At 71.3% G+C, this 24,367-nt stretch carries 19 protein-coding genes; 4 read left to right on the forward strand and 15 right to left on the reverse strand.

All coding sequences use genetic code 11. The annotated features are described in order from the left end of the window. Positions 1–508: 508 nt before the first annotated feature. Positions 509–1,201, reverse strand: coding sequence for a metal-dependent transcriptional regulator (locus tag ACZ7M2_RS19890; RefSeq protein WP_054235646.1), 693 nt, complete (start codon positions 1,199–1,201; stop codon positions 509–511). A 275-nt stretch (positions 1,202–1,476) separates the two neighbouring features. Here ACZ7M2_RS19890 and ACZ7M2_RS19895 point away from each other — a divergent pair, with 275 nt between their 5' ends. Next, positions 1,477–2,232, forward strand: a complete 756-nt coding sequence (locus ACZ7M2_RS19895) for an SIS domain-containing protein (protein ID WP_471596356.1) — start codon at positions 1,477–1,479, stop codon at positions 2,230–2,232. Between the two features lie 577 nt (positions 2,233–2,809). Here the strand turns inward: ACZ7M2_RS19895 and ACZ7M2_RS19900 are convergent. Next, the gene (locus ACZ7M2_RS19900; RefSeq protein ID WP_471596357.1) at positions 2,810–4,195 is read right to left on the reverse strand and encodes a PAS domain-containing protein; all 1,386 of its coding nucleotides are present in this window, start codon (positions 4,193–4,195) and stop codon (positions 2,810–2,812) included. Positions 4,196–4,859: 664 nt separating this feature from the next. Here ACZ7M2_RS19900 and iscB point away from each other — a divergent pair. Together iscB and ACZ7M2_RS19910 are read left to right on the forward strand one after the other, a co-directional pair. Continuing rightward, positions 4,860–5,858: an RNA-guided endonuclease IscB gene (gene iscB / locus ACZ7M2_RS19905; RefSeq protein WP_471596358.1), complete on the forward strand. Its 999-nt coding sequence runs from the start codon at positions 4,860–4,862 to the stop codon at positions 5,856–5,858. 469 nt (positions 5,859–6,327) lie between these two features. Continuing rightward, on the forward strand, positions 6,328–7,353 hold the full coding sequence (locus ACZ7M2_RS19910; protein ID WP_471596359.1) for an isopenicillin N synthase family dioxygenase: 1,026 nt from the start codon (positions 6,328–6,330) through the stop codon (positions 7,351–7,353). Positions 7,354–7,396: 43 nt separating this feature from the next. Here the strand turns inward: ACZ7M2_RS19910 and ACZ7M2_RS19915 are convergent, their stop codons facing one another. Continuing rightward, positions 7,397–8,497 (reverse strand): citrate synthase 2, encoded by a 1,101-nt coding sequence (locus ACZ7M2_RS19915; protein ID WP_403689337.1) that lies wholly within the window; start codon positions 8,495–8,497, stop codon positions 7,397–7,399. A 438-nt stretch (positions 8,498–8,935) separates the two neighbouring features. Here ACZ7M2_RS19915 and pdxH point away from each other — a divergent pair, with 438 nt between their 5' ends. Continuing rightward, positions 8,936–9,574, forward strand: coding sequence for a pyridoxamine 5'-phosphate oxidase (gene pdxH, locus ACZ7M2_RS19920; RefSeq protein ID WP_352044462.1), 639 nt, complete (start codon positions 8,936–8,938; stop codon positions 9,572–9,574). A gap of 34 nt (positions 9,575–9,608) precedes the next feature. Here pdxH and ACZ7M2_RS19925 read toward each other — a convergent pair whose 3' ends face one another. The 12 genes from ACZ7M2_RS19925 to ACZ7M2_RS19980 form a co-directional block, all read right to left on the reverse strand. Next, the gene (locus tag ACZ7M2_RS19925) at positions 9,609–10,211 is read right to left on the reverse strand and encodes a TetR/AcrR family transcriptional regulator (RefSeq protein ID WP_471596534.1); all 603 of its coding nucleotides are present in this window, start codon (positions 10,209–10,211) and stop codon (positions 9,609–9,611) included. 131 nt (positions 10,212–10,342) lie between these two features. After that, positions 10,343–11,095 (reverse strand): enoyl-CoA hydratase family protein, encoded by a 753-nt coding sequence (locus ACZ7M2_RS19930; RefSeq protein ID WP_471596360.1) that lies wholly within the window; start codon positions 11,093–11,095, stop codon positions 10,343–10,345. Further along, on the reverse strand, positions 11,092–12,702 hold the full coding sequence (locus ACZ7M2_RS19935; RefSeq protein WP_471596361.1) for a 4-coumarate--CoA ligase family protein: 1,611 nt from the start codon (positions 12,700–12,702) through the stop codon (positions 11,092–11,094). The genes ACZ7M2_RS19930 and ACZ7M2_RS19935 overlap by 4 nt, the downstream gene beginning before the upstream one ends. A gap of 33 nt (positions 12,703–12,735) precedes the next feature. Further along, positions 12,736–13,869 (reverse strand): acyl-CoA dehydrogenase family protein, encoded by a 1,134-nt coding sequence (locus ACZ7M2_RS19940; protein WP_471596362.1) that lies wholly within the window; start codon positions 13,867–13,869, stop codon positions 12,736–12,738. A gap of 91 nt (positions 13,870–13,960) precedes the next feature. Then, entirely contained in the window at positions 13,961–15,826 is a 1,866-nt protein-coding gene (locus ACZ7M2_RS19945; RefSeq protein WP_471596363.1) for an acetyl/propionyl/methylcrotonyl-CoA carboxylase subunit alpha, read from the reverse strand. Between the two features lie 7 nt (positions 15,827–15,833). Continuing rightward, positions 15,834–17,432, reverse strand: a complete 1,599-nt coding sequence (locus tag ACZ7M2_RS19950; protein ID WP_471596364.1) for an acyl-CoA carboxylase subunit beta — start codon at positions 17,430–17,432, stop codon at positions 15,834–15,836. After that, on the reverse strand, positions 17,429–19,126 hold the full coding sequence (locus ACZ7M2_RS19955; RefSeq protein ID WP_471596365.1) for an acyclic terpene utilization AtuA family protein: 1,698 nt from the start codon (positions 19,124–19,126) through the stop codon (positions 17,429–17,431). The genes ACZ7M2_RS19950 and ACZ7M2_RS19955 overlap by 4 nt, the downstream gene beginning before the upstream one ends. Continuing rightward, positions 19,123–19,917, reverse strand: a complete 795-nt coding sequence (locus ACZ7M2_RS19960; RefSeq protein ID WP_471596366.1) for a TIGR03084 family metal-binding protein — start codon at positions 19,915–19,917, stop codon at positions 19,123–19,125. The genes ACZ7M2_RS19955 and ACZ7M2_RS19960 overlap by 4 nt, the downstream gene beginning before the upstream one ends. Positions 19,918–20,109: 192 nt before the next feature. Then, a complete protein-coding gene (locus tag ACZ7M2_RS19965; RefSeq protein ID WP_471596367.1) occupies positions 20,110–20,583 on the reverse strand; it encodes a DUF6924 domain-containing protein in 474 nt (157 codons plus the stop codon). 137 nt (positions 20,584–20,720) lie between these two features. Then, entirely contained in the window at positions 20,721–21,689 is a 969-nt protein-coding gene (locus ACZ7M2_RS19970; protein ID WP_471596368.1) for an EamA family transporter, read from the reverse strand. Positions 21,690–21,778: 89 nt separating this feature from the next. Continuing rightward, positions 21,779–24,052 (reverse strand): ABC transporter ATP-binding protein, encoded by a 2,274-nt coding sequence (locus ACZ7M2_RS19975; RefSeq protein WP_471596369.1) that lies wholly within the window; start codon positions 24,050–24,052, stop codon positions 21,779–21,781. 89 nt (positions 24,053–24,141) lie between these two features. After that, positions 24,142–24,273: a hypothetical protein gene (locus ACZ7M2_RS19980; RefSeq protein WP_256258009.1), complete on the reverse strand. Its 132-nt coding sequence runs from the start codon at positions 24,271–24,273 to the stop codon at positions 24,142–24,144. Positions 24,274–24,367: the final 94 nt, after the last annotated feature.

The following is a 24,367-nucleotide window of genomic DNA, read 5'->3' on the forward strand; positions in this document are numbered from 1 at the left end:
GGACACGGTCAAGAGCCCTCAGGTCATATGCCTCACGGGCCAGCCTCGCACGCAAATGGTCGCGGCGCTGCGATTCCGCACACTGAATCTTGGTTTCGGCCATGTAGCGAAAACATCACAACTGCCCCTGTGGTCGCGGGAGTTGACATGACCGAGGTGAGTCAGCGGAGGTGCGGGAAGGAGGTGGAGTGTTGGGTCACCGCGGGCGGACGACACGCTCCACGGCGAGCGACCTGCGCCATGGCGCCCATGCCCGCGCCCGGCGCGTTGAACGGAGCGCCGGGTCGTCCCCGACGAGCGGTGTCGCTGTACGCGGGCTCGATCGCCACCGACGCGCACGGGGGCAGGCCGGGTCGACGCCTGCCCACGACGGCCGGCGGGCGCCCGGAGGCCGACCCGGGGTTCGGCGGCTGCCGGACCCCGTGGCCCACCCCCGGGAGCTGCCCCTCGCGGGCTCAGGGCCGGGAAGCCCGCACCGGGGTGCGAGGCCTCCCACGATCACCGGATGTCAGCGCTTGGCGACGAACACGTGGGACGCGACGTCCGACTCGAGCTCCGCCGCCTCACCACCGCTGCCGACGAGCACGCCGCCCGCCGACTCCGTCACGCTCACCACGGAGCCGGGCTGCACACCCGCGCGCCGCAGCGTGTACATCAGCTGCGCGTCCGTCTGGATGGGCTCGCCGATCCGGCGTACGACGACGGTCTTGCCGTCCAGGCCGGGGTCGAGCTCGGCCAGCGACACCATGCTCTCGTCCAGGAACGGGTCGGCGCCGTCCTTCTCGCCGAGCTCCTCCAGGCCGGGGATCGGGTTGCCGTACGGCGACTCGGTCGGGTGGCGCAGCAGCTCCAGCACGCGCCGCTCCACCGCCTCGCTCATCACGTGCTCCCAGCGACACGCCTCGGCGTGCACCTGCTCCCACTCCAGACCGATCACGTCGACGAGCAGGCACTCCGCGAGGCGGTGCTTGCGCATCACTCGGGTGGCGAGACGACGGCCCTCCTCGGTCAGCTCCAGGTGCCGGTCGGTGGCGACCGCCACCAGGCCGTCGCGCTCCATGCGCGCCACCGTCTGGCTGACCGTCGGCCCGCTCTGGTCGAGCCGCTCCGCGATCCGGGCGCGCATGGGGACCACGCCTTCCTCCTCCAGCTCGAGGATGGTGCGGAGATACATCTCCGTGGTGTCGATCAGTCCGGACATACGTGCCCCTTGATTAGCTCTGCCGAAGGCTCGGTGGCTCACCGGCGTGTGCGCTGGCCCTGAACCCAATTCTGACGCATACCACTGACAAGCGTGCCTCGCCGTTGAAACCGCAGGGTTACGAGTGCCCCCGCGGACGCCCCACCGGGTGCCTCCGCGGCCACCTCCGCAGGCCGTATTGACAGCGCACTGGTCCAGACCGCAACGTGATCCGCGGCACAAAGCGTGACCCAGCGCCCACCCGACGCCGACGAGACTTCTAAGGGGCTTCGCCGATGAGCGACCGCAAGCTGGCCGGGCAGTTCTTCGACGCGGCGATCGGCCTGCTCCAGCGGGTGCGCGACGAGGACGAGGGCGCCATCGAGGCGGCCGGCACCCTGATCGCCGACACCGTCGTCGACGGCGGCCGGCTCTTCGCCTTCGGCGCCGGGCACTCCTCGCTCGCCGCGCAGGACGTCGTCTACCGCGCGGGCGGCCTCGCCCTGATGAACCTGCTCCCGGTCCCGGGTGTGGTCGGCGTCGACGTCATGCCGGCGACGCTGGGCTCGGCTCTGGAGCGGGTCGACGGCCTCGCGAGCGCGGTCCTGGACTCCAGTCCGCTGCGCGCCGGCGACGTACTCGTGATCATCTCCCTGTCCGGCCGCAACGCGCTCCCGGTCGAGATGGCCATGAGCGCGCGGGCCCTGGGCGTGAAGGTCATCGGCGTCACCTCGGTCGCCTACACCTCGGAGACGACGTCCCGGCACGTCTCGGGGACCTATCTGAAGGACCACTGCGACATCGTCCTCGACTCCAAGATCGCGGTCGGCGACGCGGAACTGACCCTGGAGACGATCGAGGCACCCTTCGCTCCCGCCTCCACGGTGGTCACGACGGCCCTCCTCCAGGCCGTCATGGCCACGGCCGCGGGCGCGCTGGCCGACCGGGGCATCGAGCCGCCCCTGCTCCGCTCGGGCAACGTCGACGGCGGCCACGAATGGAACGACCGAGTGATGACGGAGTACGGCGACCGAATCTTCTACCGCCGCTGAGCCGACCGGAATCTTTCACCGCGACTGGGCCGACGGAATCTTTCACCGCGGCTGGGCCGACCGGGTCTCTCAGTCCGGCTGGGCCAACGGAATCTTCCACCGTGGCTGGGCCGACGCGGTCTTTCAGCCCGGCTGCGCCGCCGGGATCATTCAGCCCGGCTGAGTCGACCGGGGCCTTTCACGTGACTGGGCCGACCGGGTCTTTCAGCCCGGCTGGGCCGACGGAATCTTTCACCGCGGAGGGGCCGACCGGGTCCTTCAGCCCGGCTGGGCCGACGGGATCACTCAGCCCGGCTGAATCGACCGGGGCCATTCACGTGACTGGGCCGACCAGGATCTCTCACCACGGCTTGGCCCACCGGGATCCCCCGCGCCGCTGAGCCGACCCGGATCCTCGACCGACGCTGAGCCGAACGAGCCTCTCCACGGTCGCTGGCCCCACCCGGACCCTCCAACCCCGCCGAGCCGACCAGGATCCTCCACCCCGCTGAGCCGACCGGGAGTCCTCCGTCCGCGTTGGGCCGACCCGGAATCCTTCACCCGCGTTGAGCCGATTGGGTGGGGTGCGCGGCAGCGCCTACGTGCGGGCCGTCAGCCCGTCCAGGTCCAGCGCCGCGGCGATCCGTACCGCCACGTCCTCGGCGTATGTCGCGTCCGTGCGGTCGAACTGGCTGCGCTCCGCCCCCCGTAGAAACGTCACGACGCCCAGCGTGCGCCCCCGGCTGCGCAGGACCGCGCACAGGGCATGCACCGCGTCCGGCGGCCACTGGCGGGCCGTGGCCCACTCCCGCTTCCGCTCGGCGGTGGTCTCACCGGAGCTGGCCCGCACGGACCCGGCCCGATCCACGCACTGGAGCGCGGGATGCCCCTCGGCGTACCGCACGGGCAGCCCGGCCTTCCCGGTGAGCAGGCTCGGCCCGGGCGCCCCGGCGGGCGTGGTGACGGCGCGTACCAGCCGTACGGGCCCGTCGTCGTCCCCCGCCGCCCACCCGGTCGCGACCCGGTCGATCAGGGCGTGGTCGGCGAACCCGGCGAGCGCGAAGTCGAGGTGGACGGTGGCGGCCTCCCCGGGGTCCTCGCACTCGGCCGCCGCCCGTGCCGCCCGGTGCAGCTGGTTGGCCCGGAACCGCAGCAGGGCCGCCTCCTGCTCGGTGTGCTTGGACTCGGTCACGTCCTGGAAGAGCCACCCGACCCCGAGCGGAACCGGTTCTTCCGCGAGCGGCGAGGCAAGCCGCAGGAACCCGCTGCGCCAGCACCGCCGCTTCTCGCCCTCGGCCGACCGCACGCTCACCCACATCTCGGCGGGCGCGGGCGGCGCGCCCTCGGCGAGCACGTGCGTGAGCGCGCCCTCCAGCTCCTCGACCCCTTGGGAGAGCAGCTCCCCCAGCGGCCGTCCGAGCACCGCCGTACGCCCGGTCCCCAGGGCCCGGGCCGCATGCGCGTTGACGACGGCGGGCCGCAGGTCCGCGTCGACCAGGACCACACCCCAGCTGGCGTCCTCGAACAACGCCTCGCTCAGAGCGATGGACCGCTCGAGATCGATCTGCGCGTGCACCTCGCTGAAGGCGCAGTACACCCCGGCCGGCTTCCCGTCGGCTCCGCGCACGGCGGCGGACTGGGTCCGCACCAGCACGCGCCCGCCGTCCTTGGTCAGCAGCGCGAACTCGTGCACCTGACGCCCGGGGGCCTCCATGGCGGACAGCAGCCGCGCCTCGACCTCCTCGGCGTCCGCGGTCCGCACGGCCCATCCGGCGAACCCGCGCCGCCCCACGGCCTCGGCCGCGGTCCAGCCGAGAATCCGCTCGGCCTCACGGTTCCAATGGGTGACGACCCCATCGGCGTCGAACGCGCACAGCGCCGCGTCCATCCCGTCCAGCAGCGCGGCAAGCAGATCGGAACCAGCCGGCTCGGGCTCGTCCGGCCCCAGCTCGTCGGTGGTCCCACTACGCCGGGAAGCACTCACCTGGACCCCCTGCAGGCTGCGTCCGCACGTACGGCGAGACAGTTCGCTCACTCGCCTTCATTCAACTCGAACGTGACCCAGCCCACATCGTGTTCCCCAAAGATTGGACGAAATCGTTGTACGCAGGGATTCCGCCCCGTCAGCCCCATGAATCGCGCCCCACCCACCCATCGAAGTGGCCGTCCCAGGCTTCTGCCTAACAGCCGCTCCGGCCATCCGTTCGATGATTCACCTGGATTCGCACAAACGGATGCCTTTAGGCGGTCTGCGCCACAGACAGATCCACGATCACTAGCGTCTCGTTCCAGGTGGTTCGGCAGGTCAACCGCTCCCACCCATGGTTGACCAGCCCCAGTCGTCACTGTGAATCGAGGTGAGTTCGACGACTACGTTCCATACAGGTGAGGAGACCCACCCTGCCGTGCTTCCTCAGCGGCAGGCTCTGGAACCAGCGGCAGCAGACACCCCCGGAAGCAGGGACGAAACGGGCCGCAGGGGCGCCACTTCTCTGGACGGCGCAGCCGGTATGGGACACGGGCGAGGGGAGACCGTACGCATGTCACCAACAGGCGTACGGCGACACCCCGACGCGGCTGCTTCAGTAGCCGCGGAGGGAGTACGCCTCTCCCGTAAGGGAGAAAACAAGGCGGGGGCTGGCGCGCAGATGGTCCCGGTGCTCGACAAACGGGGGCACCCCTTGATGCCGTGCCACCCCGCCCGCGCACGCAAACTGCTCGCGAAGGGAAGAGCAGTGGTGGTGCGGTACGTGCCGTTCGCGATCCGCTTGAAAGATCGTCTGCTCGAGGACTCCACCATCGCCGGAGTGGCGGTGCGCGTCGACCCGGGAAGCTGTGGGCCGGGAATCGTCGTGACTACGGACACGGAGCAGCCGGACCACGCCACGGGACACGGGCACTCAGCGCGCCGAGGCCTGTTCGCGGTCGAGCTGAACCACCGCGGCGCTCAGATCCGCGACGGCATGAAGCGTCGGGCGGGCTACCGGCGTCGGCGGCGCAGCGGGAATCTCCGTTACCGCGCGCCCGGATTCGACAACAGAAGGCGACCGGCGGGCTGGCTCGCGCCGTCCCTGCGGCACCGAGTCGAGGGCACGATCGGCCAGGTCAGCCGCCTGATGAAGTTCTTTCCTGTCGTCGAGATCCACATCGAGCGGAACTCATTCGACACCCATGCCCTCAGTCTCGGCCGCGAGGCAATGAGTGCGCTCGAATACCGTGAGGGCACCCTCACCGGGTACGAGGTGCGCGAATACCTGCTGGAGAAATGGCACCGTACCTGCTCCTACTGCGGAGCCACCAGCACACCCCTGCAGATCGACCACATCCAGCCCAGGGCCCATGGCGGATCCGGCCGGATCTCGAACCTCACACTGGCCTGCGGCCCCTGCAACCAGGCCAAATCGGCGCGACCGGTGGAAGATTTCCTCGCAGAGCAGCCGGAAAGACTCGCGCGCATCAAGGCGGAGGCCAAACTTCCGCTGCGAGACGCGGCGGCCATGACCTGCGCGGGGTACCGAACCTGCGCCTGCTCCAGCGGGCTGACGGATATGCGTACGGCACCAGGTTCGAAAAACCTGTTGAGCCGCGTTCGATCGGTTCCTAAGGTGGGCCGTACGCCGAAGGGAGGTGATCGGGTACATGTATGAAACCCGGACTAGCGAGGTGGCTGCGGGCTAGCGGCCCGTCACCACATCCAGTGCGGTGCCGGACCAGCGCGTGAAGTGCGCGCGTAGCCGGCCCCAATCCCAAGCAGTCACCCGACCCGCGAGCTCGCCGGTACGTCCGGCCGGCTCCTCCGCCGTGAGGCGGGGGGACCCGAGCTCGCGGGTCGTCTGCGTTTCGCAGGGCATGTGAGGTGGGGCACATGCGTTTCGCGGGGTCCGCAGTACTCTTGGGCCATGCTTCCGATGCTCGTTCGACGCCGACACGTGGACTTCGTGCGCGTCACGAGCATGGGCTGTCGGGCTTCTTCCTGACCTCGGCCCCCCTCTTCCCCCTTGGCACCCGTGGCCCCCGCCCCACCCCCGGCGGCCGCCCGGGCACCCGTACACCCTGCGGACGCACCTCATGACGACGAACACGTCTTCTGATCAGTACCTGCAGAGCCTCCAAGGCTTGCAGAACCGACAGCACCGGCCCTCCCAGCAGCTTCCGATCATCGATCTCTCCGCGGCCGACCGCGGCCCCCAGGCCCGCGCCCTGCTGCACGCGCAGTTGCACAGCGCCGCCCACGACGTGGGCTTCTTCCAGCTCGTCGGGCACGGGGTGACCGAGGGAGAGACCGCCGCCCTGCTCGACGCCATGCACCGGTTCTTCGCGCTGCCCGCGGCCGAGCGGCTCGCCCTCGACAACGTCAACTCGCCGCACTTCCGCGGGTACACGCGCACCGGCGACGAGCGCACGGGCGGCAGCCGGGACTGGCGGGACCAGCTCGACATAGGGGCCGAGCGCCCCGCGCGCAGGCCCGGTCCCGGCGAGCCCGCCTACTGGTGGCTGGAAGGGCCCAACCAGTGGCCGGCCACGCTGCCGGAGCTGCGGACCGCCGCGCTGGCGTGGATCGACCGGCTCAGCTCGGTCGCGGCCCGCCTGCTGCGCGAGCTGCTCACCGCGATCGGGGCGCCCGCCGACTTCTACGAGCCGATCTTCGGCGAGCGGGCCCATCCGCATCTGAAGCTCGTGCGCTACCCGGGCAGCGCGGGCGACGGCGCCGACCAGGGCGTGGGCGCGCACAAGGACTACGGATTCCTGACGCTGCTGCTCCAGGACCAGGTCGGCGGCCTTCAGGTGCAGCGCGAGGACGGTCAGTTCCACGAGGTGCCGCCGCTGCCGGGAGCGTTCGTGGTCAACCTGGGCGAGCTGCTGGAAGTGGCCACCAACGGGTACCTCGTCGCCACCAACCATCGGGTCGTCAGTCCGCCCGGGGCCACCGAGCGGTTCTCCGTGCCCTTCTTCTACAACCCGCGCCTGGACGCCCGCGTGGAGCCGCTGCCCTTCCCGCACGCCTCCGCCGCGCCCGGCGTCACCGACGACCCGGCGAACCCGCTGTTCGCGGAGTACGGCTTCAACGAGCTGAAGGGCAAGCTGCGGGCCCACCCGCTGGTCGCCACCCGTCATCACGCGGAGCTGCTCACCCCCGCGTGATGACCGGCGGACCCGGCGAGCGGGGTCAGAGGGCTCGGCGCACTCAGTGCGCGATGTCCTCGTAGCCCTTGATCTCCTGGGGGCCGCGCGGACCGGGGCCCACGTAGTGCGCGGACGGCCGTACGAGCCGTCCCGTGCGCTTCTGCTCCAGGATGTGCGCCGACCAGCCCGCCGTACGGGCGCAGGTGAACATCGAGGTGAACATGTGCGCCGGGACCTCGGCGAAGTCGAGCATGATCGCGGCCCAGAACTCGACGTTCGTCGCCAGGACGCGGTCCGGACGGCGCGCGTGGAGCTCATCGAGGGCCGCCTTCTCCAGCGCCTCGGCGATCTCGAAGCGGGGGGCGCCGAGCTCGCGGGCGGTGCGGCGCAGGACACGGGCGCGCGGGTCCTCGGCGCGGTAGACCCGGTGGCCGAAGCCCATCAGGCGCTCGCCCTTGTCGAGGGCCTTCTTGACGTAGGCCTCCGCGTCGCCCGTGCGCTCGATCTCCTCGATCATGCCGAGGACGCGGGAGGGCGCGCCGCCGTGCAGCGGCCCGGACATGGCCCCGACGGCGCCGGAGAGAGCGGCGGCGACATCCGCGCCCGTCGACGCGATGACGCGGGCGGTGAAGGTGGAGGCGTTCATGCCGTGCTCGGCGGCGGACGTCCAGTAGGCGTCCACGGCCGCGACGTGCTTGGGGTCGGGCTCGCCGCGCCAGCGGATCATGAAGCGCTCGACGACGGAGTGCGCCTTGTCGATCTCGCTCTGCGGAACCATGGGCCGGCCCTGGCCGCGGGCGGACTGGGCGACGTACGACAGGGCCATGACGGCGGCGCGGGCGAGGTCCTCGCGAGCCTGGGCCTCGTCGATGTCGAGGAGTGGTTTGAGGCCCCAGACGGGGGCGAGCATGGCGAGCGCGGACTGGACGTCGACGCGGATGTCGCCGGAGTGGACGGGGATCGGGAACGGCTCGGCGGGCGGCAGACCGGGGTTGAAGGCGCCGTCCACGAGGAGGCCCCACACGTTCCCGAAGGAGACGTGGCCGACCAGATCCTCGATGTCGACGCCCCGGTACCGGAGTGCGCCGCCCTCCTTGTCCGGTTCGGCGATCTCCGTCTCGAACGCGACGACTCCTTCGAGTCCGGGTACGAAGTCGGACATCAGGCGGCTCCTCGTGATGTGTACGACGGGGGGTTCATGGGGGGTGACGGTGGGGCGTGATGGTGGGGGCGCGTCTTGCGGTTGGAAGGGGAAAACCGTGCGTCGGTGATGAGTGGTCGACGTCCGGCTCCACGGTCGGCTCGTGGACTCGCGGTCCGGTACGTCTTCCCGGTGATGCCCCGTGCGACCGGCGGTCATCCCACCGGAAACGGTGCCAGCACCATATCTCCGAGTGCCACCTTTGGGGAGGCCCTGCGGCACTCAGTGCCACCCACTGACTCTCGATGCCGTACCGGGATACGGCAAGATGACCGCGTGACCGACCGCGACCGCTTCCCGGATGAATCCGCCGCCGAGCCCCTCGTCCTGCGCGCTGCGGAAGCCGCCGCCGCGGAAGCCGCGGGCGACGCCGAAGAACTCGCCGCCGACCCCGCCGCGATGCGCGCCCACTACCGCGCCGAGGGGCTCGTCGAGGCCGATCTCGCCGCGCATCCCATGGACCAGTTCGCCCGCTGGTTCAAGCAGGCCGCGCAGGCCTCGGTGCAGGGCATGGTGTACGAACCGAACGCGATGGTCGTCTCCACGGCGGACGCGGAGGGCCGGCCCAGCTCACGCACGGTGCTGCTCAAGCAGTACGACGAGCAGGGCTTCGTCTTCTACACCAACTACGACTCCCGCAAGGCCCGCGAGCTGTCCGAGAACCCGTACGTCTCGCTGCTCTTCCCCTGGCACCCGATGGCCCGCCAGGTCATCGTCACCGGAACGGCGCGGCGCACCGGACGCGACGAGACCGCCGCGTACTTCCGCACCCGCCCGCACGGCTCCCAGCTCGGCGCCTGGGCCAGCGCCCAGTCCTCGGTCATCTCCTCCCGGGACGAGCTCGACGCCGCCTACGAGGAGTTGAGCGCCCGCTACCCGGAGGGTGAACAGGTCCCCGTGCCCCCGCACTGGGGCGGCTTCCGCGTCGCCCCCCGGACGGTCGAGTTCTGGCAGGGCCGCGAGAACCGCCTCCACGACCGGCTGCGGTACGTGGTGGAGCCGGACGGCAGCTGGCGGGCGGAGCGCCTCAGTCCGTGATGCCGCGGGGCTCAGCCCGTGACGGCGGCGGGGCTCAGCCCAGCGCCTCGTCCAGGAGTACGCCCCACTGCGCCACCACCCGTTCCCGTCGCCCCCCGTCGTTCGTGAGGAGGTTGGCGAGGCCGAGGCCGCGGGACATGTCCAGCAGGCCCTGGACCGTTTCGCGAACGCCCGGGCGGGATTCGTCGGCGGCGAGGAGTTCCACGGCGATCCGGTGGGTCTCGCGGCCCACGCGGGCCTCCAGCTCGGTGACCCTGGGGCGCAGCTGCTCCTCGTTGGAGGCGGCGACCCAGAGGTGGAGGGCGGCGCGGAAGAGGGGGCCTGTGTAGAGGTCGACCAGAGCCACGACCACCTCGCGGCGTTCGGCGGCGCCCTCCGGGAACAGGGCGCGCAGTGCGGTGGAGCGCTCCTCGGCGACGTACTCCACCGCGGCGGTGAACAGGTCCTCGCGGGTGCGGAAGTGGTGCTGGGCGGCCCCCCGGGACACTCCCGCGCGCTCGGCGACGACGGAGACCGTGGAGCCCGCCCAGCCGTGCTCGGCGAGACAGGCCACGGCGGCCGCGAGCAGCCGCTGCCGGGTGGCGCGGCTGCGGTCCTGCTTGGGAACGTGCGGAAGCCGGGGACCGCGGGGGGCGATTTCGGCCGACTGTGTCGCGTCCGTGGTCGTGTCCGTGGCATTCGTAGTCGCGTCCGTGGCCGCGTCCGTGGCATTCGTGGCCGCGTCCGTGGCGTCCGTGGGCTCCGCGCGCTCCGCGGCTTCCGTCGTGCTCACACCACCCATGCGGGATCCCGTCGTTCGAGGAAGGCCGTCATCCCCTCGCGGGCCTGCGCGGAGGAGAACAGTTCGGCCGAGAGCGCGGTCAGGGTGTCCGCGTCCCGGTCGAAGGCCTCCAGCACCCTAGCCGTGAGCAGCCGTTTCGTCTCGGCCAGGCCTTGGGGGGAGGCGCGGCGCAGGCCGTCCAGGACGGGTTCCAGGGTGACGTCGACGTCGTCGCCGGTCGCCGTCAGGAGTCCCGTCCGTACCGCCTCCGACGCGTCGAAACGTTCGCCCGTGAGGTAGTAGCGGGCGAGGGCGCGGGGGTCCGTACGGGGCAGCAGGGGGAGGGAGATCACGGCGGGCGCGACGCCGATGCGTACCTCCGTGAAGGCGAACGTGGCCTCCTTGGAGGCGATCGCCAGATCGCAGGCTCCGAGGAGCCCCAGTCCGCCCGCCCGTACATGGCCCGTCACCCGGGCCACCACGGGCTTGTGCAGTTCGACGATCCGCCGCAGCAGGGCGACGAGCGCCTCCGGGTGCGGGGGGTCGCGCAGGTCGGCGCCCGCGCAGAACGTGTTCCCCGTGTGGGCGAGGACGACCGCGCGGACGTCTCGGTCCTTGCCGCACCGGGTGAGCCCGTCCGCGAGCTCGCCCACGAGGGCGGCGGAGAGGGCGTTGCGGTTGGCGGGCGAGTCGAGGGTGAGGGTGGTGACGGCGCGGTCGTGCGTCACTCGGACAAGCGATTCAACCGGTTCAACGGTCATGACAGGCCCCGCAGTTCCCGGCGCAGGATCTTTCCGGAGGCCGCCCGTGGGACGGCGTCGATGAAGGTGACGCCGCGGACCCTCTTGTACGGGGCGACGCGCTCGGCGACGTACATCATCACCTCTCCTTCGGAGAGGCCGGGGACGTCGGAGAGGTCGTCCGCCGCCGGACCGGCCGGTCCGGCCGCGGAGGGCTGGCGCACCACGAAGGCGTGCGGGACTTCGTTGTTGTCCTCGTTGTAGACCCCGACGACCGCGGCGTCCGCGATACCGGGGTGGGTGAGGAGCAGTGCCTCCAGTTCGGCGGGCGCGACCTGGAAGCCCTTGTACTTGATGAGCTCCTTGACGCGGTCGACGACGAACAGCCAGCCCTCGGTGTCCACGTGGCCGACGTCTCCGGTGTGCAGCCAGCCGTCCGGGTCGATCATCGCGGCGGTGGCGTCGGGCTGGCCCAGATAGCCCTTCATGACCTGGGGACCGCGGATGACGATCTCGCCCGCCTCTCCGACGCCGAGGTCCTTGCCGGGGTCGTCGAGGGAGACGATGCGCATCTCGGTGCCCGGGACGAGCCTGCCGACCGTTCCCGGGGGCGCCTCCTGGGCGGCGTCCACGGGGACCAGGTGCGTGCAGGGCGACAGTTCCGTCATCCCGTAGCCCTGGCCGATGGGCGGCAGCCCCAGCCGCTCGGCGCAGGCCAGCGCGAGCTTGGCGTCCAGGGGCGCGGCGGAGGAGACGATGTACTTCAGGGACGACAGGTCGTACCGCGCGACGGCCGGGTGCTTGGCCAGGGCCAGCACGATCGGCGGCGCCACGAAGAGGCCGCTGATGCGGTGTTTCTCGATGGCCGCGAGGAAGGTGTCGAGGTCGAAGCGAGGCAGTACGACGACGGTGGCGCCCTGTCTCAGGGGCGCGTTCATGAGGGCCGTCAGCCCGTAGATGTGGAAGAAGGGCAGCACCGCGAGGATGCGTTCGCCCTCGCTCATCGGCAAGAAGGGCACCAGCTGCGCCAGGTTGGTGGCGATGGACCGGTGGGTGAGCATCACCCCCTTGGGGATACCGGTCGTCCCGGAGGAGTACGGCAGAGCCGCGACGTCCGTCACCGGGTCGATGCCGATCTCCGGTTCGGGCGCGGTCGAACCGAGCAGGTCGATCAGCGAGCGATGCCCCGGCGCGCTGTCGCAGACGAAGATCTCCCGCACCCCGCCGGCGAGCTCGGCGGCCTGCCGCGCCGCCTCCAGGAGGGGGGACACGGTCACGATCCAGTTCGCGGCGCTGTCCCGCAGTTGCTTGGCGAACTCCTCGGGCCTGGCGAGCGGGTGCACGGTCGTGACCGACGCCCCCGCGCGCGTGGCGGCGTAGAACGCCGTCGGGAAGGCGATGGTGTTCGGGCTGTGCAGGGCGAGGACGTCGCCCTTGCGGACGCCCGCGTCGGCGAACGCGGCGGCCAGCCGCCGGTGGAACCGGTCCAGTTGCCCGTAGGTGAGCGTGGTGCCGTCGACTCCGTCGATCAGCGCGGGCGTGTCGCCGCGCTCGGCGGCGCGGCCGAGGACCGCCTCGTGAATGGGTTCCTCTACGGCCGGGACTTCGGCGTACTCGCTGCGGAACACGGTTCCTCCTGGAGCGGCTCGTGGAGCGGCGGGCTAGTACGACTTGGGCAGGCCCAGGGTCTGGTGGGAGACGTAGTTGAGAATCATCTCCCGGCTCACCGGAGCAATACGAGCCACACGCGAGGCCGTTATCAACGAGGCGAGGCCGAATTCGCGGGTGAGCCCGTTGCCCCCGAGGGTGTGCACGGACTGGTCAACGGCCCTCACACAGGCCTCGCCCGCCGCGTACTTGGCCATGTTGGCGGCCTCACCCGCGGCGACGTCGTCCCCGGAGTCGTACAGGTATGCCGCCTTCTGCATCATCAGACGGGCGAGTTCGAGGTCGATGTGGGCCTGCGCGAGGGGGTGGGCGACGGCTTGGTGGGCGCCGATGGGCTGCTTCCAGACGGTGCGCTCGCGGGCGTACTCGACGGCCCTGGAGAGCGCGTAACGGCCCATGCCGATCGCGAACGCGGCCGTCATCACCCGCTCGGGGTTGAGCCCGGCGAAGAGCTGGAGCAGGCCCGCGTCCTCGTCGCCGACGAGCGCGTCGGCGGGCAGCCGCACGTCGTCGAGGGTCAGCTCGAACTGCTTCTCCACGCTGTGGAGTTCCATGTCGATCCGCCGCCGCCCGAAGCCGTCGGCGTCGCGCGGGACGATGAACAGGCAGGGCTTGAGGCGCCCCGTCCGCGCGTCCTCCGTGCGCCCCACGATGAGGGTGGCGTCCGCGATGTCGACGCCGGAGATGAACACCTTGCGGCCGCTCAGGAGCCAGTCGGCACCGTCCCGGCGCGCGGTGGTGGTGATGCGGTGCGAGTTGGAACCCGCGTCGGGTTCGGTGATACCGAAGGCCATGGTGCGGGTGCCGTCGGCCAGGCCCGGGAGCCACTCCTGTTTCTGGGCCTCGGTGCCGAAGCGGGCGATCACCGTGCCGCAGATCGCCGGCGACACGACCATCATCAGGAGGGGGCAGCCCGCGGCACCGAGTTCCTCCAGGACGATGGAGAGTTCGGCTATGCCGCCGCCCCCGCCACCGTAGGTCTCCGGCAGGTTGACGCCGAGGTAGCCGAGCTTGGCGGCCTCGGACCAGAGGGTGTTGATGTCGTAGTCGCGGCCGTGGCGTTTGCCGAGGGCGGCCACGGCGGATCGGAGGGCCTTGTGTTCTTCGGTTTCTGTTGCGGGGCTCATGGGGGCTCCTGGGGCCGTGTGTACGCTGCGGGTTGTTTGTGGCTGGTCGCGCCCACGCGGCGGAGCCGCATGAGGGGACAGCCCCGCGCCGCTAACGGGGCGCTGTGCTCACCGGTGTTGTCTCCACCACTGCCAGCAGGGTCCCGACCTCCACCTGTTGGCCGGGGGTGGCGTGCAGGGCCGTGAGGGTGCCTGCCGTCGGCGCGGAGATCTTGTGTTCCATCTTCATCGCCTCCAGCCACAGGAGCGGCTCTCCGGCCCGTACGGCGGCTCCCGTGGCCAGTCCCTCGGCGACGCGGACGACGGTTCCGGGCATGGGGGCCAGGAGGGAGCCGGGGGCCTGCTGGGCGGTGGGGTCGGGGAAGCGGGGCAGGGCGGTGAGAGCGGTGGCGTTCACGAACACCTGGTCGCCGTACCGCGTCACCTCGAACTTCCTGCGTACGCCGTCCACTTCGAGTACGACGAGACGGGCGTCGGCGTGCACCACGCGCACCCCGTCGGCCGTGAGGCCCGCACGGGTGTGCTGGTAGCGCACCTCGTGCTCGGTGCCGGCCAGGTCGTAACGCTTGGTCTGGGGCTGCGAGGGGAGGTTGCGCCAGCCGCCGAACCGGGAGCGGGAGTGGCCCCGCGCGTCCGCCAGGGCCGCCGCCAGGGGCGCGTACGGGTCCGGGGACGGCGTCGTGAGGGCGGCGAGGTGGCGCTCGTAGAACCCGGTGTCCATGCGGGCCTCGGCGAACTCCGGGTGCCGCAAGGAGCGCACGAGCAGATCCCTGTTGGTCGCCGGGCCGTGGATGTCGGCACGTTCCAGGGCCCCCGACAGCTTGCGCAGGGCCTCCGCGCGTGTGGGCGCGTAGGCGATCGCCTTCGCCAGCATCGGGTCGTAGTGGACGCCGATCGGGTCGCCGTCGGTGTAACCGGTGTCCAGGCGGACGCCCTCCGGGACGGCGAGGCGGTGCAGGGTGCCGGTCTGCGGGGCCCAGGACCGCGCCGGGTCCTCGGCGTACAGGCGGGCCTCGATCGCGTGCCCCCGCGCGCGTGGCGGGTCGTTCGCGAGCGCCCCGCCCTCCGCCACCTGGATCTGGAGCGCGACGAGATCGACGCCGAAGACCGCCTCCGTCACCGGGTGTTCGACCTGGAGGCGGGTGTTCATCTCCAGGAAGTGGGCCTTGCCGTCGGCGACCAGGAACTCGACCGTTCCCGCGCCCACGTAGTCGACGGCACGGGCCGCCCGCACGGACAGGTCGTAGAGGGTTTCCGTCAGGTCTCCGAGACTGGGGGCCGGGGCCTCCTCGACGACCTTCTGATGGCGGCGCTGGAGGGAGCAGTCGCGGGTGCCGAGCGCCCAGACCGTGCCGTGCGCGTCGGCGAGGATCTGCACCTCCACATGCCGACCGCCCTCTACGTAGGGCTCGACGAAGACCTCGCCGTCGCCGAAGGCACTGAGGGCCTCGGCGCGGGCGGCGGTCAGCTCGGCGTCGAGGGCGCCGAGCTCGCGTACGACGCGCATGCCGCGTCCGCCGCCGCCCGCGGCCGCCTTGACGAGCACCGGGAGATCGGCGGCGGTGACCGTCTCCAGCGGTTCGAGCCCCATCAGTTTCTTGGCGCGCGTCTTGGAGGCCATCGCCTCGATGGCCTCGGGCGGCGGCCCGATCCAGACGAGGCCCGCGTCGAGGACGGCCCGCGCGAAACCGGCGTTCTCGGAGAGGAAGCCGTACCCGGGGTGCACGGCGTCCGCACCGGCGCTCAGGGCGGCCTTCACGATCAGGTCGCCGCGCAGATACGTGTCCGAGGGCGCCGCCCCCGGCAGCCGTACCGCCTCGTCGGCCACACGCGTGTGGAGGGCGTTCTCGTCGGCGTCCGAGTACACGGCGACGGTCCGGATCCCCAACTCACCGCAGGTGCGGAAGACCCGGCAGGCGATCTCGCCCCGATTGGCCACGAGGACAGAAGTAATCACTGGGACCTCACATCCGGAAGACGCCGAAGCCACCGCGCGCACCCTCGTAGGGGGCCGTGTGGATCGCGGACAGGCACAGGCCGAGGACGGTGCGGGTGTCGCGGGGGTCGATGACCCCGTCGTCGTACAGCCGCCCGGACAGGAACATCGGCAGGGACTCCGACTCGATCTGCTGCTCCACCATGGCGCGCAGGGCCGCGTCGGCGTCCTCGTCGTAGGGCTGCCCCTTGGCCGCGGCCGACTGCCGGGCGACGATCGAGAGGACGCCCGCGAGCTGCTGGGGGCCCATGACGGCGGACTTGGCGCTGGGCCAGGCGAAGAGGAAGCGCGGGTCGTAGGCGCGCCCGCACATGCCGTAGTGACCGGCTCCGTAGGAGGCCCCCATGAGGACGGACAGGTGGGGGACCTTCGAATTGGAGACGGCGTTGATCATCATCGCGCCGTGCTTGATGATCCCGCCCTGCTCGTACTCCTTGCCGACCATGTAGCCGGTGGTGTTGTGCAGGAAGAGGAGGGGGATGTCGCGCTGGTTGGCGAGCTGGATGAACTGGGCGGCCTTCTGGGACTCGGCGCTGAACAGCACTCCCTGGGCGTTGGCCAGGATGCCGACGGGATAGCCGTGGAGGGTTGCCCAGCCGGTCGTGAGGCTCGTCCCGTAGAGGGGCTTGAACTCATCGAAGTCGGAGCCGTCGACCACACGGGCGATGACCTCGCGCGGGTCGAAGGGGTGTCGCAGGTCGCCGGGGACGATCCCCAGGAGCTCGTCCTCGTCGTACTTCGGGGGCTCGGCCGGACCGGGATCACCGAACGCCTTGCGGTGGTTGAGCCGGGCGACGACGCGCCTGGCCTGGCGGAGGGCGTCCCGTTCGTCGACGGCGAAGTAGTCCGCGAGACCCGACACGCGCGCGTGCATCTCGGCGCCGCCCAGGGACTCGTCGTCGCTCTCCTCGCCGGTCGCCATCTTCACCAGCGGCGGCCCGCCCAGGAAGACCTTCGCCCGTTCCTTGACCATGATCACGTGGTCGGACATGCCGGGGATGTAGGCGCCCCCGGCGGTGGAGTTCCCGAAGACGACGGCGACGGTCGGGATCCCCGCCGCCGACAACCTGGTGAGGTCGCGGAAAATCGCTCCCCCGGGGATGAAGATCTCCTTCTGCGACGGCAGATCGGCGCCGCCCGACTCCACCAGGCTGATGCAGGGCAGCCGGTTGGCGAGGGCGATGTCGTTGGCCCGCAGGGCCTTCTTCAGGCTCCAGGGATTACTGGCGCCGCCCCGCACGGTCGGGTCGTTCGCGGTGATCAGGCACTCCACGCCCTCGACGACCCCGATCCCGGTCACCAGCGACGCGCCGACCGCGTACTCGCTCCCCCAGGCCGCGAGCGGCGACAGCTCCAGGAACGGTGTGTCCGGGTCGAGCAGCAGCTCGATGCGTTCACGGGCGAGCAGCTTGCCGCGCTTCCGGTGCCGGGCCACGTACTTCTCGCCGCCGCCCGCGAGCGCCTTGGCGTGCTCGGCGTCCAGCTCGGCGAGCTTGGCGAGCATGGTCTCGCGGTGGGCGGTGTAGTCGGGGGCGGCGGTGTCCAGGGCGGACGCCAGGACCGTCACAGCAAAGCCTCCGGGATGTCGAGGTGGCGGGAGCGGAGCCATTCGCCCAGGGCCTTGGCCTGGGGGTCGAAGCGGTGCTGGGAGGCGACGCCTTTGCCGAGGATTCCTTCGACGACGAAGTTGAGGGCGCGGAGGTTCGGCAGAGTGTGACGGACAACTTTCAGATGACAGCTTTCAGTTATCAGATTCTGAAATCTGTCAGCTGTCAGCTGATGAACCAACCAGCGCCACGCGTCATCCGATCGCACCCACACCCCGACATTCGCGTTCCCCCCCTTGTCCCCACTGCGTGCACCCGCGACCACGCCCAGAGGAGCGCGTCGCGTCGGCCCCGGAGGGAGCGGTTCGGGCAGAGCGGGCTCGAGCGCCGGTTCGAGTACGAGGGTGTCGGTGGCCGGGGCAACCGGCACCCGTCGCCCGTCATGGAGGACCGCCACGTGCTCCACGGCGCCCTGGGGGACATACACGTCCTCGAAGACCCCGTACGGGGAGCCCTTTCCCGGGGGCGTGATCACGTGGAAGCCGGGATAGCTGGCCAGGGCCAGTTCGATGGCGGCGCCGCTGAGGGTGCGGCCGACCGCGTCCTGGTCCGGGTCGCGTACGACGAGGCGCAGAAGGGCGCTCGCGGTCTCCTGGGTGGGCGCGTCGGGGTGGTCGGTGCGGGCGAGGTCCCAGCGGACCTCCGTGGGGCGCGACTTGGCCGCGTCGAGGGCCGTCTCCATCTGGTCCCGGACGAGGGCGGCCTTCGCCTCGATGTCGAGGCCGGTGAGGACGAAGACGACTTCGTTGCGGTAGCCGCCGAGGCGGTTGAGGCCGACCTTGAGGGTGGGGGGCGGGGCCTCGCCGCGTACACCGGAGATGCGGACGCGGTCGGGGGCCTCCTGGGTGAGGCGGACCGAGTCGAGGCGGGCGGTGACGTCGGGGCCCGCGTACCGGGCGCCGGAGGTCTCGTAGAGGAGTTGCGCGGTGACGGTGCCGATGTCCACAAGGCCGCCGGTGCCGTCGTGCTTGGTGATGACGCTGGTGCCGTCCTCATGGAGTTCGGCGAACGGGAATCCCGGGTGGCGAAGGCGCGCCGGGTCGTGGTCGGTGAAGAAGGCGTAGTTGCCGCCGGTGGCCTGGGTGCCGCATTCCAGGACGTGACCGGCGACGACGGCGCCGGCGAGACGGTCGTACGCGTCCGGCGCCCAGCCGAAGTGGGCGACGGCGGGCCCGGTGACCAGCGCCGCGTCCGTGACCCGCCCGGTCACCACGATGTCCGCGCCCTCGCGCAGACAGGCGGCGATCCCGGCACCCCCGAGGTAGGCGTGCGCGGCGAGGCTCCTGGGGTGGCCGGCGGTCAGGTCGTCGCCCTCGACGTGGGCGACGCGCACCGGTATGCCGAGACGGTCGGCCAACTGCCGTACGGCGTCGGCGAGTCCGGCGGGGTTGAGGCCGCCCGCGTTCGCCACGATCCGCACGCCCCGCCCGTGCGCGAGGCCGAGGCACTCCTCCAACTGGCCGAGGAAGGTGCGGGCGTAGCCGCCGGAGGGGTTCTTGAGGCGGTCGCGGCCGAGGATGAGCATGGTGAGTTCGGCGAGGTAGTCGCCGGTGAGGACGTCCAGGGGGCCGCCGGTGAGCATCTCGCGCATCGCGTCGAAGCGGTCGCCGTAGAAACCGGAGGCGTTGCCTATCCGCAGGGGCGTGACGGTCACCTGGCGTCTCCCTTGGACGCGCGGCCCTGTCCGGGTGGGCCCGCGAAGGCCTGTGCGATGTCCAGCCAGCGGTCGGCGTCGGGGCCGTCCGCCCGTACGGCGAGGTCGCCGCGGTGGGCCCGTTGGGTGACCAGGAGACAGAAGTCGAGGGCGGGGCCGGTGACGCGCTGGGGTGCTTCTTCGGGCCCGTACGTCCACAACTCGCCCTTGGGTCCGACCAGTTCGACGCGGAATTCGGTGGCGGGCGGAGTGAGCCCCCGTACGTGGAAGGCGAAGTCCCGGGCCCGTACGCCGATGCGGGCGACGTGGCGGAGGCGGTCGGTGGGAGTGCGCGCCACGCCCAGCGCGTCCGCCACGTCCTGGCCGTGGGCCCAGGTCTCCATCAGGCGGCCGGTGGCCATGGAGGCGACCGACATGGGCGGGCCGTACCAGGGGAAGCGGGTGCCTGCGGGAGTCGCGCGGAGGGCCTCTTCCAGCGCCGTTCGCCCCGCCCGCCAGTCGCCGAGCAGCGTGGCGGGCGGCAGCCGGGCCCCCTCCTCCGCGCCTTCGTCCACGAATCCACCGGGCGAGGCCATCGCCTTCTCGACCTCCTTGGCGAAGGCCTCGGCGTCCGTCACGGCGAGCAGGGCGGAGCGGTCCGTCCAGGCCAGGTGGGCGATCTGGTGAGCGACGGTCCAGCCGGCGGCGGGGGTGGCGAGTGCCCAGCGGCTCTCCGTCACATCCCTTACCAGCAGGTCGAGTTCTTCGCTCTCCCGATGCAGATCGTCGATCACTGACGACGGGTCGGACACGATGGAGCTCCCCTCGGGGCACGACGGTGTGCGGCGGCGCGCGGCGCCGCGCCGCGATGTGCGGCGATGCGCGGCGGGCGTGCGGAGTCTTTCGCGGTGCGTTCTGGAGCATGGCAGCGGGCACAGAAACAAGCAAGCATGCTTGCATTAATTGATGTGCCTCGCGGGCTACGGGGAGATGTTCCGCGCGGACTACAGGGAGCGGAAGACGCCGTCCGGTGCCGCCTCGGCCGCCTCGGCGAAATCGGAGAAGTCGAGATTGGCGATCATCAGGTTGGCGTGAATCTCGTGGATCCCGGCCGGGGCGGTGCGGAACTCGCCGCCTTCGGCCTCGAACTCCTCGTCGCTCTCGCACTCTTCCCTGGTCAGGGTGGACACCGCCAGCAGAGCTCCATGACCGGCGCGCAGGGCGGCGCCGTCGGCGAGGAAGACGACGGCCAGTTCTTCGTCGACGGAGACCGCGGCGAGTACGCCGGCCGTCGTGAGTCCCGCCCAGGAGGGGTCGTCCACGACATGGATGTACGGCTCGAAGTCCCCGGGCCCCCAGGGCAGGGACAGCGCGAGTTTCAGCGCCGCCCACGCCCCGTCGTCGCTGAAATCCGTCCTGATGACCAGCGCCGCGAACTCGTCGCGGCCTGCCGCCCATCGCCCGGTGCGATCACTCATGACGCAGCCCTACTCCCCCGCTCGGATCACCACCTGCACACGCGGCACGCACAGTAGACGAGGGCGCTGACAAGCCCCGCGCGTACGAGTCGGCGGAGTGGGGCAGGCCTCGCCTCAGTGCGTGGCCGTGCCCCGGCTCATCGCGACTCACCGACGTTCTTCGCCCTGCCCCGTCCCACCTGTGTCCGTACCGCCCCCATGCTCGCGGCGATGACCAGGGCGATCGCGAGGGCCTCGGTGGCGGAGAGGGCCTGGTCCAGGACGAGGAAGCCGGCGGTCGCGGCGACGGCGGGCTCCAGGCTCATCAGGATGGCGAAGGTGGCGGCGGGAAGGCGGCGCAGCGCGAGCAGTTCGAGGGTGTACGGCAGCACGGAGGACATGATGGCGACCGCGCCGCCCAGGGCCACGGTCGTCGGGTCGATCAGCCGGGTCCCGGCCTCGGCGATCCCCAGCGGCAGGAACGCCACCGCCGCGACCACCATGGCGAGCGCGAGCCCGTCCGCCTGGGGGAAGCGTCGGCCCGTACGTGCGCTGAAGACGATGTACGCCGCCCACATCGCGCCCGCGGACAGGGCGAAGGCGACGCCGACCGGGTCGAGGGAGCTGAAGCCCCCGCCGCCGAGCAGGAACACGCCGCCGAGGGCGAGGCCCGCCCAGAGGAGGTTCAGGGCGCGGCGGGAGGTGAGGACCGAGAGGACGAGGGGGCCGAGGACCTCGAGGGTGACGGCGGGGCCCAGCGGGATACGGGCGACCGACTGGTAGAAGAGGCCGTTCATCGCGGCCATGGTGAGACCGAAGATCACGACCGTGCCCCAGTCGGCCCGCGAGTGCCCGCGCACCTTGGGCCGGCAGACGGCCATCAGCACGATCGCGGCGACCAGCAGGCGCAGGGTGACGACCCCGAGCGCGCCCGTGCGCGGCATGAGGGTGACCGCCAGCGCGCCGCCGAACTGCACCGAGATGCCTCCGGCCAGGACCAGTCCCACGGGGCCGAGGGCACCCCTCCGGCTCGGGGCGCCCTCACCCGGGGTGGGCGCGGGCGCCATCGCCGGGGCGGCCGAGGACGGAGACGCCGGGGAGGACGGGGCGGCGCTGGGGCTGTTCACGGGGCCTTCCAGGGGCTCGACTCAGGAGTCGTGCATCAAGGTGCACTTCTCAGTCCACAGTAATGGACTAAGTCAGGCACGTGAACCCCTTATGCGCCTGTCCAGGGTGTCTCGTCGCGGAAGAGGGGGCGGCCGTCGGGCAGATAGCCGTCAAGGGGGTCTCGCAGAGGATCGGGATCGGGGAGGGAGCCGGGATCGGGGAGGGGGTAGGGGCCAGGGAGGGGGGAGGGGTCGGGAAACGCACCGGGGTACCAGGCTCCCTCGGCCCCGGACTGCCCGGCGGCCCCGTAGTACGCGTACTGCGGAGCCGCTTCCGCGACGAAGCCCCCCGCGTAATCCGTCGGCACCCCGGCGGGCACCCCCACAGGCACGCCCGCCGGCATCCCCGTCGGCACCCCTACAGGCACCGCGCCGCCCACCGGAACCTCCGCCTCCGTGAACAGCGGCAGCCGCAGCTCTCCGGTGTCCATCAGCGCGTTGTTCTGCGATCCGTGCAGACGGGCGTACGCGCCGCCGCGGGCCAGGAGTTCGTCGTGGCGGCCGGTTTCGACCACACGGCCGCGGTCGACGACGAGGATGCGGTCGGCGTCGGGCGCGAGGTTGAGGTCGTGGGTGATCATGATCGTCGTACGGCCCTGCATCAGGCGCCGCAGCGGCTTGATCACGCGGCGCGCGGCCATCGCGTCCAGGCCGGTGGTCGGCTCGTCGAGGACGAGGACGGGGGCGTCGCGCAGGATGGCGCGGGCGATGGCGAGCCGCTGGAGCTGGCCGCCGGAGAGGCGGGCCGAGTTGGGGTCGGTCTTGGTGTCGTAGCCGTCCGGCAGCTTCACGATGAAGTCGTGCGCGTCGGCGGCGCGCGCGGCCTCCACCAGCGCCTCGTCGCTCGCGCCGGGGCGCCCGCAGCCGATGTTGGCGCGGACGGTGTCGTGCAGGACGAGGGTCTCCTGCGGCAGCAGCGTGACGTACTCGCGCAGCCGGGCCAGTGGGAAGTCGCCCACCGGGACGCCGTCGAGGAGCACGGAGCCGGCGTCCGGGTCGTAGAAGCGCAGGAGGAGCTTGGACACGGTGGACTTGCCCGCGCCGCTCGGGCCGGTGACGATCACGAGTTCGCCGGGGTTGACCGTAAAGGACAGGCCGCGCAGGGCGTCGGTCTCCGCACCGGGGTAGCGGAAGGTGGCGTCGCGGACCTCCACGGCGCCGTCGGGGCGGCCGAGCCGGCTCTCCGCCGAGCGCTTCGGATCGGCGACCGCTGGCCGCACATCGAGAATCTCGATCAGCCGTTCGGCGCCGGCGGTGGCGGCGGCGATGGTCAGACCGAGCTGGGCCAGGCCGCGCACGGGCGGGTAGAGGTAGCCGAGGAACGCGGCGAAGGCGAGCAGCTGGCCGAGGGTCATCCGGCCGCCGGAGATCTCCCACACGCCGAGGCCGATGACCGCGAGCACGCAGATCGTCTCGATGACCTGGACGAGCTGCTCGTACAGCTCGTTGAGGCGCCCGGAGCGCACGGAGGCCCTGAACCAGGCGTTCGCCTCCTGGTTCAGCCGCCGCCGCTCGGCGTCACGGCGGTCGTACGCCTGGGTGAGGACGATGTTGCCGAGGGACTCCTCCACGACGGAGGTGATCGCGCCGTCGGCGACCCGGCCGTCGCGCGAGACGGACTTGATGGAGCCGGAGAAGCGGCGGGCGGCCAGCCAGAACAGGGGTGCGAGCACGAAGGTCGCCGCGGCCAGGTCCCAGCGCAGCCAGAAGGCGGCGGCCGCGTAGAACAGCGCGCTGAACGCCGCCGACGCCGCGCCCACGAGCCCGGACACGACCATCGTCTCGATCGATTCGACGTCGCTGGTCAGCCGGGACAACAGGTCGCCCTGGCGGTGGCGTTGGAAGAAGTGTGGCGGCAACTGTTGGACGTGGTCGAAGACATGCTCGCGCAGCCGCATCACGAAGCGCTCGGTGACCCAGGTGGCGAGGGAGTTGCCCGCGTAGGCGACGGCGGCGCCGAGCACGGCGACGGCCAGCCATTCGGCGGCCGGGGCCCAGAACGCGGCCAGGGAGCCCTGTTGCAGGGCGTGGTCGGTCAGATCGCTGAAGAGGAGGATGGCGGCGGTCTCGGCGAGGGCGGCCAGAACCGTGCACAGCCAGATGGCCAGCAGCCAGCTCCGCAGCCCCTTGGTCAGCGGCCAGAAGCGCCGGAAGGCGGTACGGGCGGGGATGGTCGGCGTGTCGTGGTCGAGTTCATCGTCGTCCTCGTACGCATCGTCCTCGTACTCGTGATCCTCGTACCGATCGTCCGCGACCGCGCCGACGCCGGTTTCCGCGTATTCCTTCTGTTTCTCGTACCCCTGATTCTGCCTTTGCCGGGTCATGGCCCTCCTCATGTGAATTGCAGGCCGCGCCGTGGAATTCAAAAGAGAGAGGCCGACGGCGCACCGTCGGCCTCTCCGCTACCGCTCGATCAGCGTTCGTCGTTGGGGAACGGCTTGGGGAGCGGCTTGTGCGCCTTCTTGCGCGGCTTCGGCGCCGGCGGGGGCGGGAGCTGCTTCGACTTGGGCTTGGGGGGCAGGGGGGCAAGCTTCTTGAAGCTCATGCCAACTCCTTGAGGTTTCTGGCTACGCAATAGCGAGCGCAATAGTGCGATGGTGCGAGAATTCTCTGTGGATACGGGCGGGAATTCCTGGTCG

This window comes from Streptomyces sp. NPDC111507 (assembly GCF_055638955.1).

What these genes read in the sequence shown, in the direction of transcription:
- iscB (WP_471596358.1), top strand. Translation starts at nt 4,860, where the DNA reads ATGGTCCCGGTGCTCGACAAACGGGGGCACCCCTTGATGCCGTGCCAC.
- pdxH (WP_352044462.1), top strand. Translation starts at nt 8,936, where the DNA reads ATGCGCGCCCACTACCGCGCCGAGGGGCTCGTCGAGGCCGATCTCGCC.
- ACZ7M2_RS19890 (WP_054235646.1), bottom strand. Translation starts at nt 1,201, where the DNA reads ATGTCCGGACTGATCGACACCACGGAGATGTATCTCCGCACCATCCTC.
- ACZ7M2_RS19930 (WP_471596360.1), bottom strand. Translation starts at nt 11,095, where the DNA reads ATGACCGTTGAACCGGTTGAATCGCTTGTCCGAGTGACGCACGACCGC.
- ACZ7M2_RS19980 (WP_256258009.1), bottom strand. Translation starts at nt 24,273, where the DNA reads ATGAGCTTCAAGAAGCTTGCCCCCCTGCCCCCCAAGCCCAAGTCGAAG.
- ACZ7M2_RS19895 (WP_471596356.1), top strand. Translation starts at nt 1,477, where the DNA reads ATGAGCGACCGCAAGCTGGCCGGGCAGTTCTTCGACGCGGCGATCGGC.
- ACZ7M2_RS19915 (WP_403689337.1), bottom strand. Translation starts at nt 8,497, where the DNA reads ATGTCCGACTTCGTACCCGGACTCGAAGGAGTCGTCGCGTTCGAGACG.
- ACZ7M2_RS19940 (WP_471596362.1), bottom strand. Translation starts at nt 13,869, where the DNA reads ATGAGCCCCGCAACAGAAACCGAAGAACACAAGGCCCTCCGATCCGCC.
- ACZ7M2_RS19975 (WP_471596369.1), bottom strand. Translation starts at nt 24,052, where the DNA reads ATGACCCGGCAAAGGCAGAATCAGGGGTACGAGAAACAGAAGGAATAC.
- ACZ7M2_RS19965 (WP_471596367.1), bottom strand. Translation starts at nt 20,583, where the DNA reads ATGAGTGATCGCACCGGGCGATGGGCGGCAGGCCGCGACGAGTTCGCG.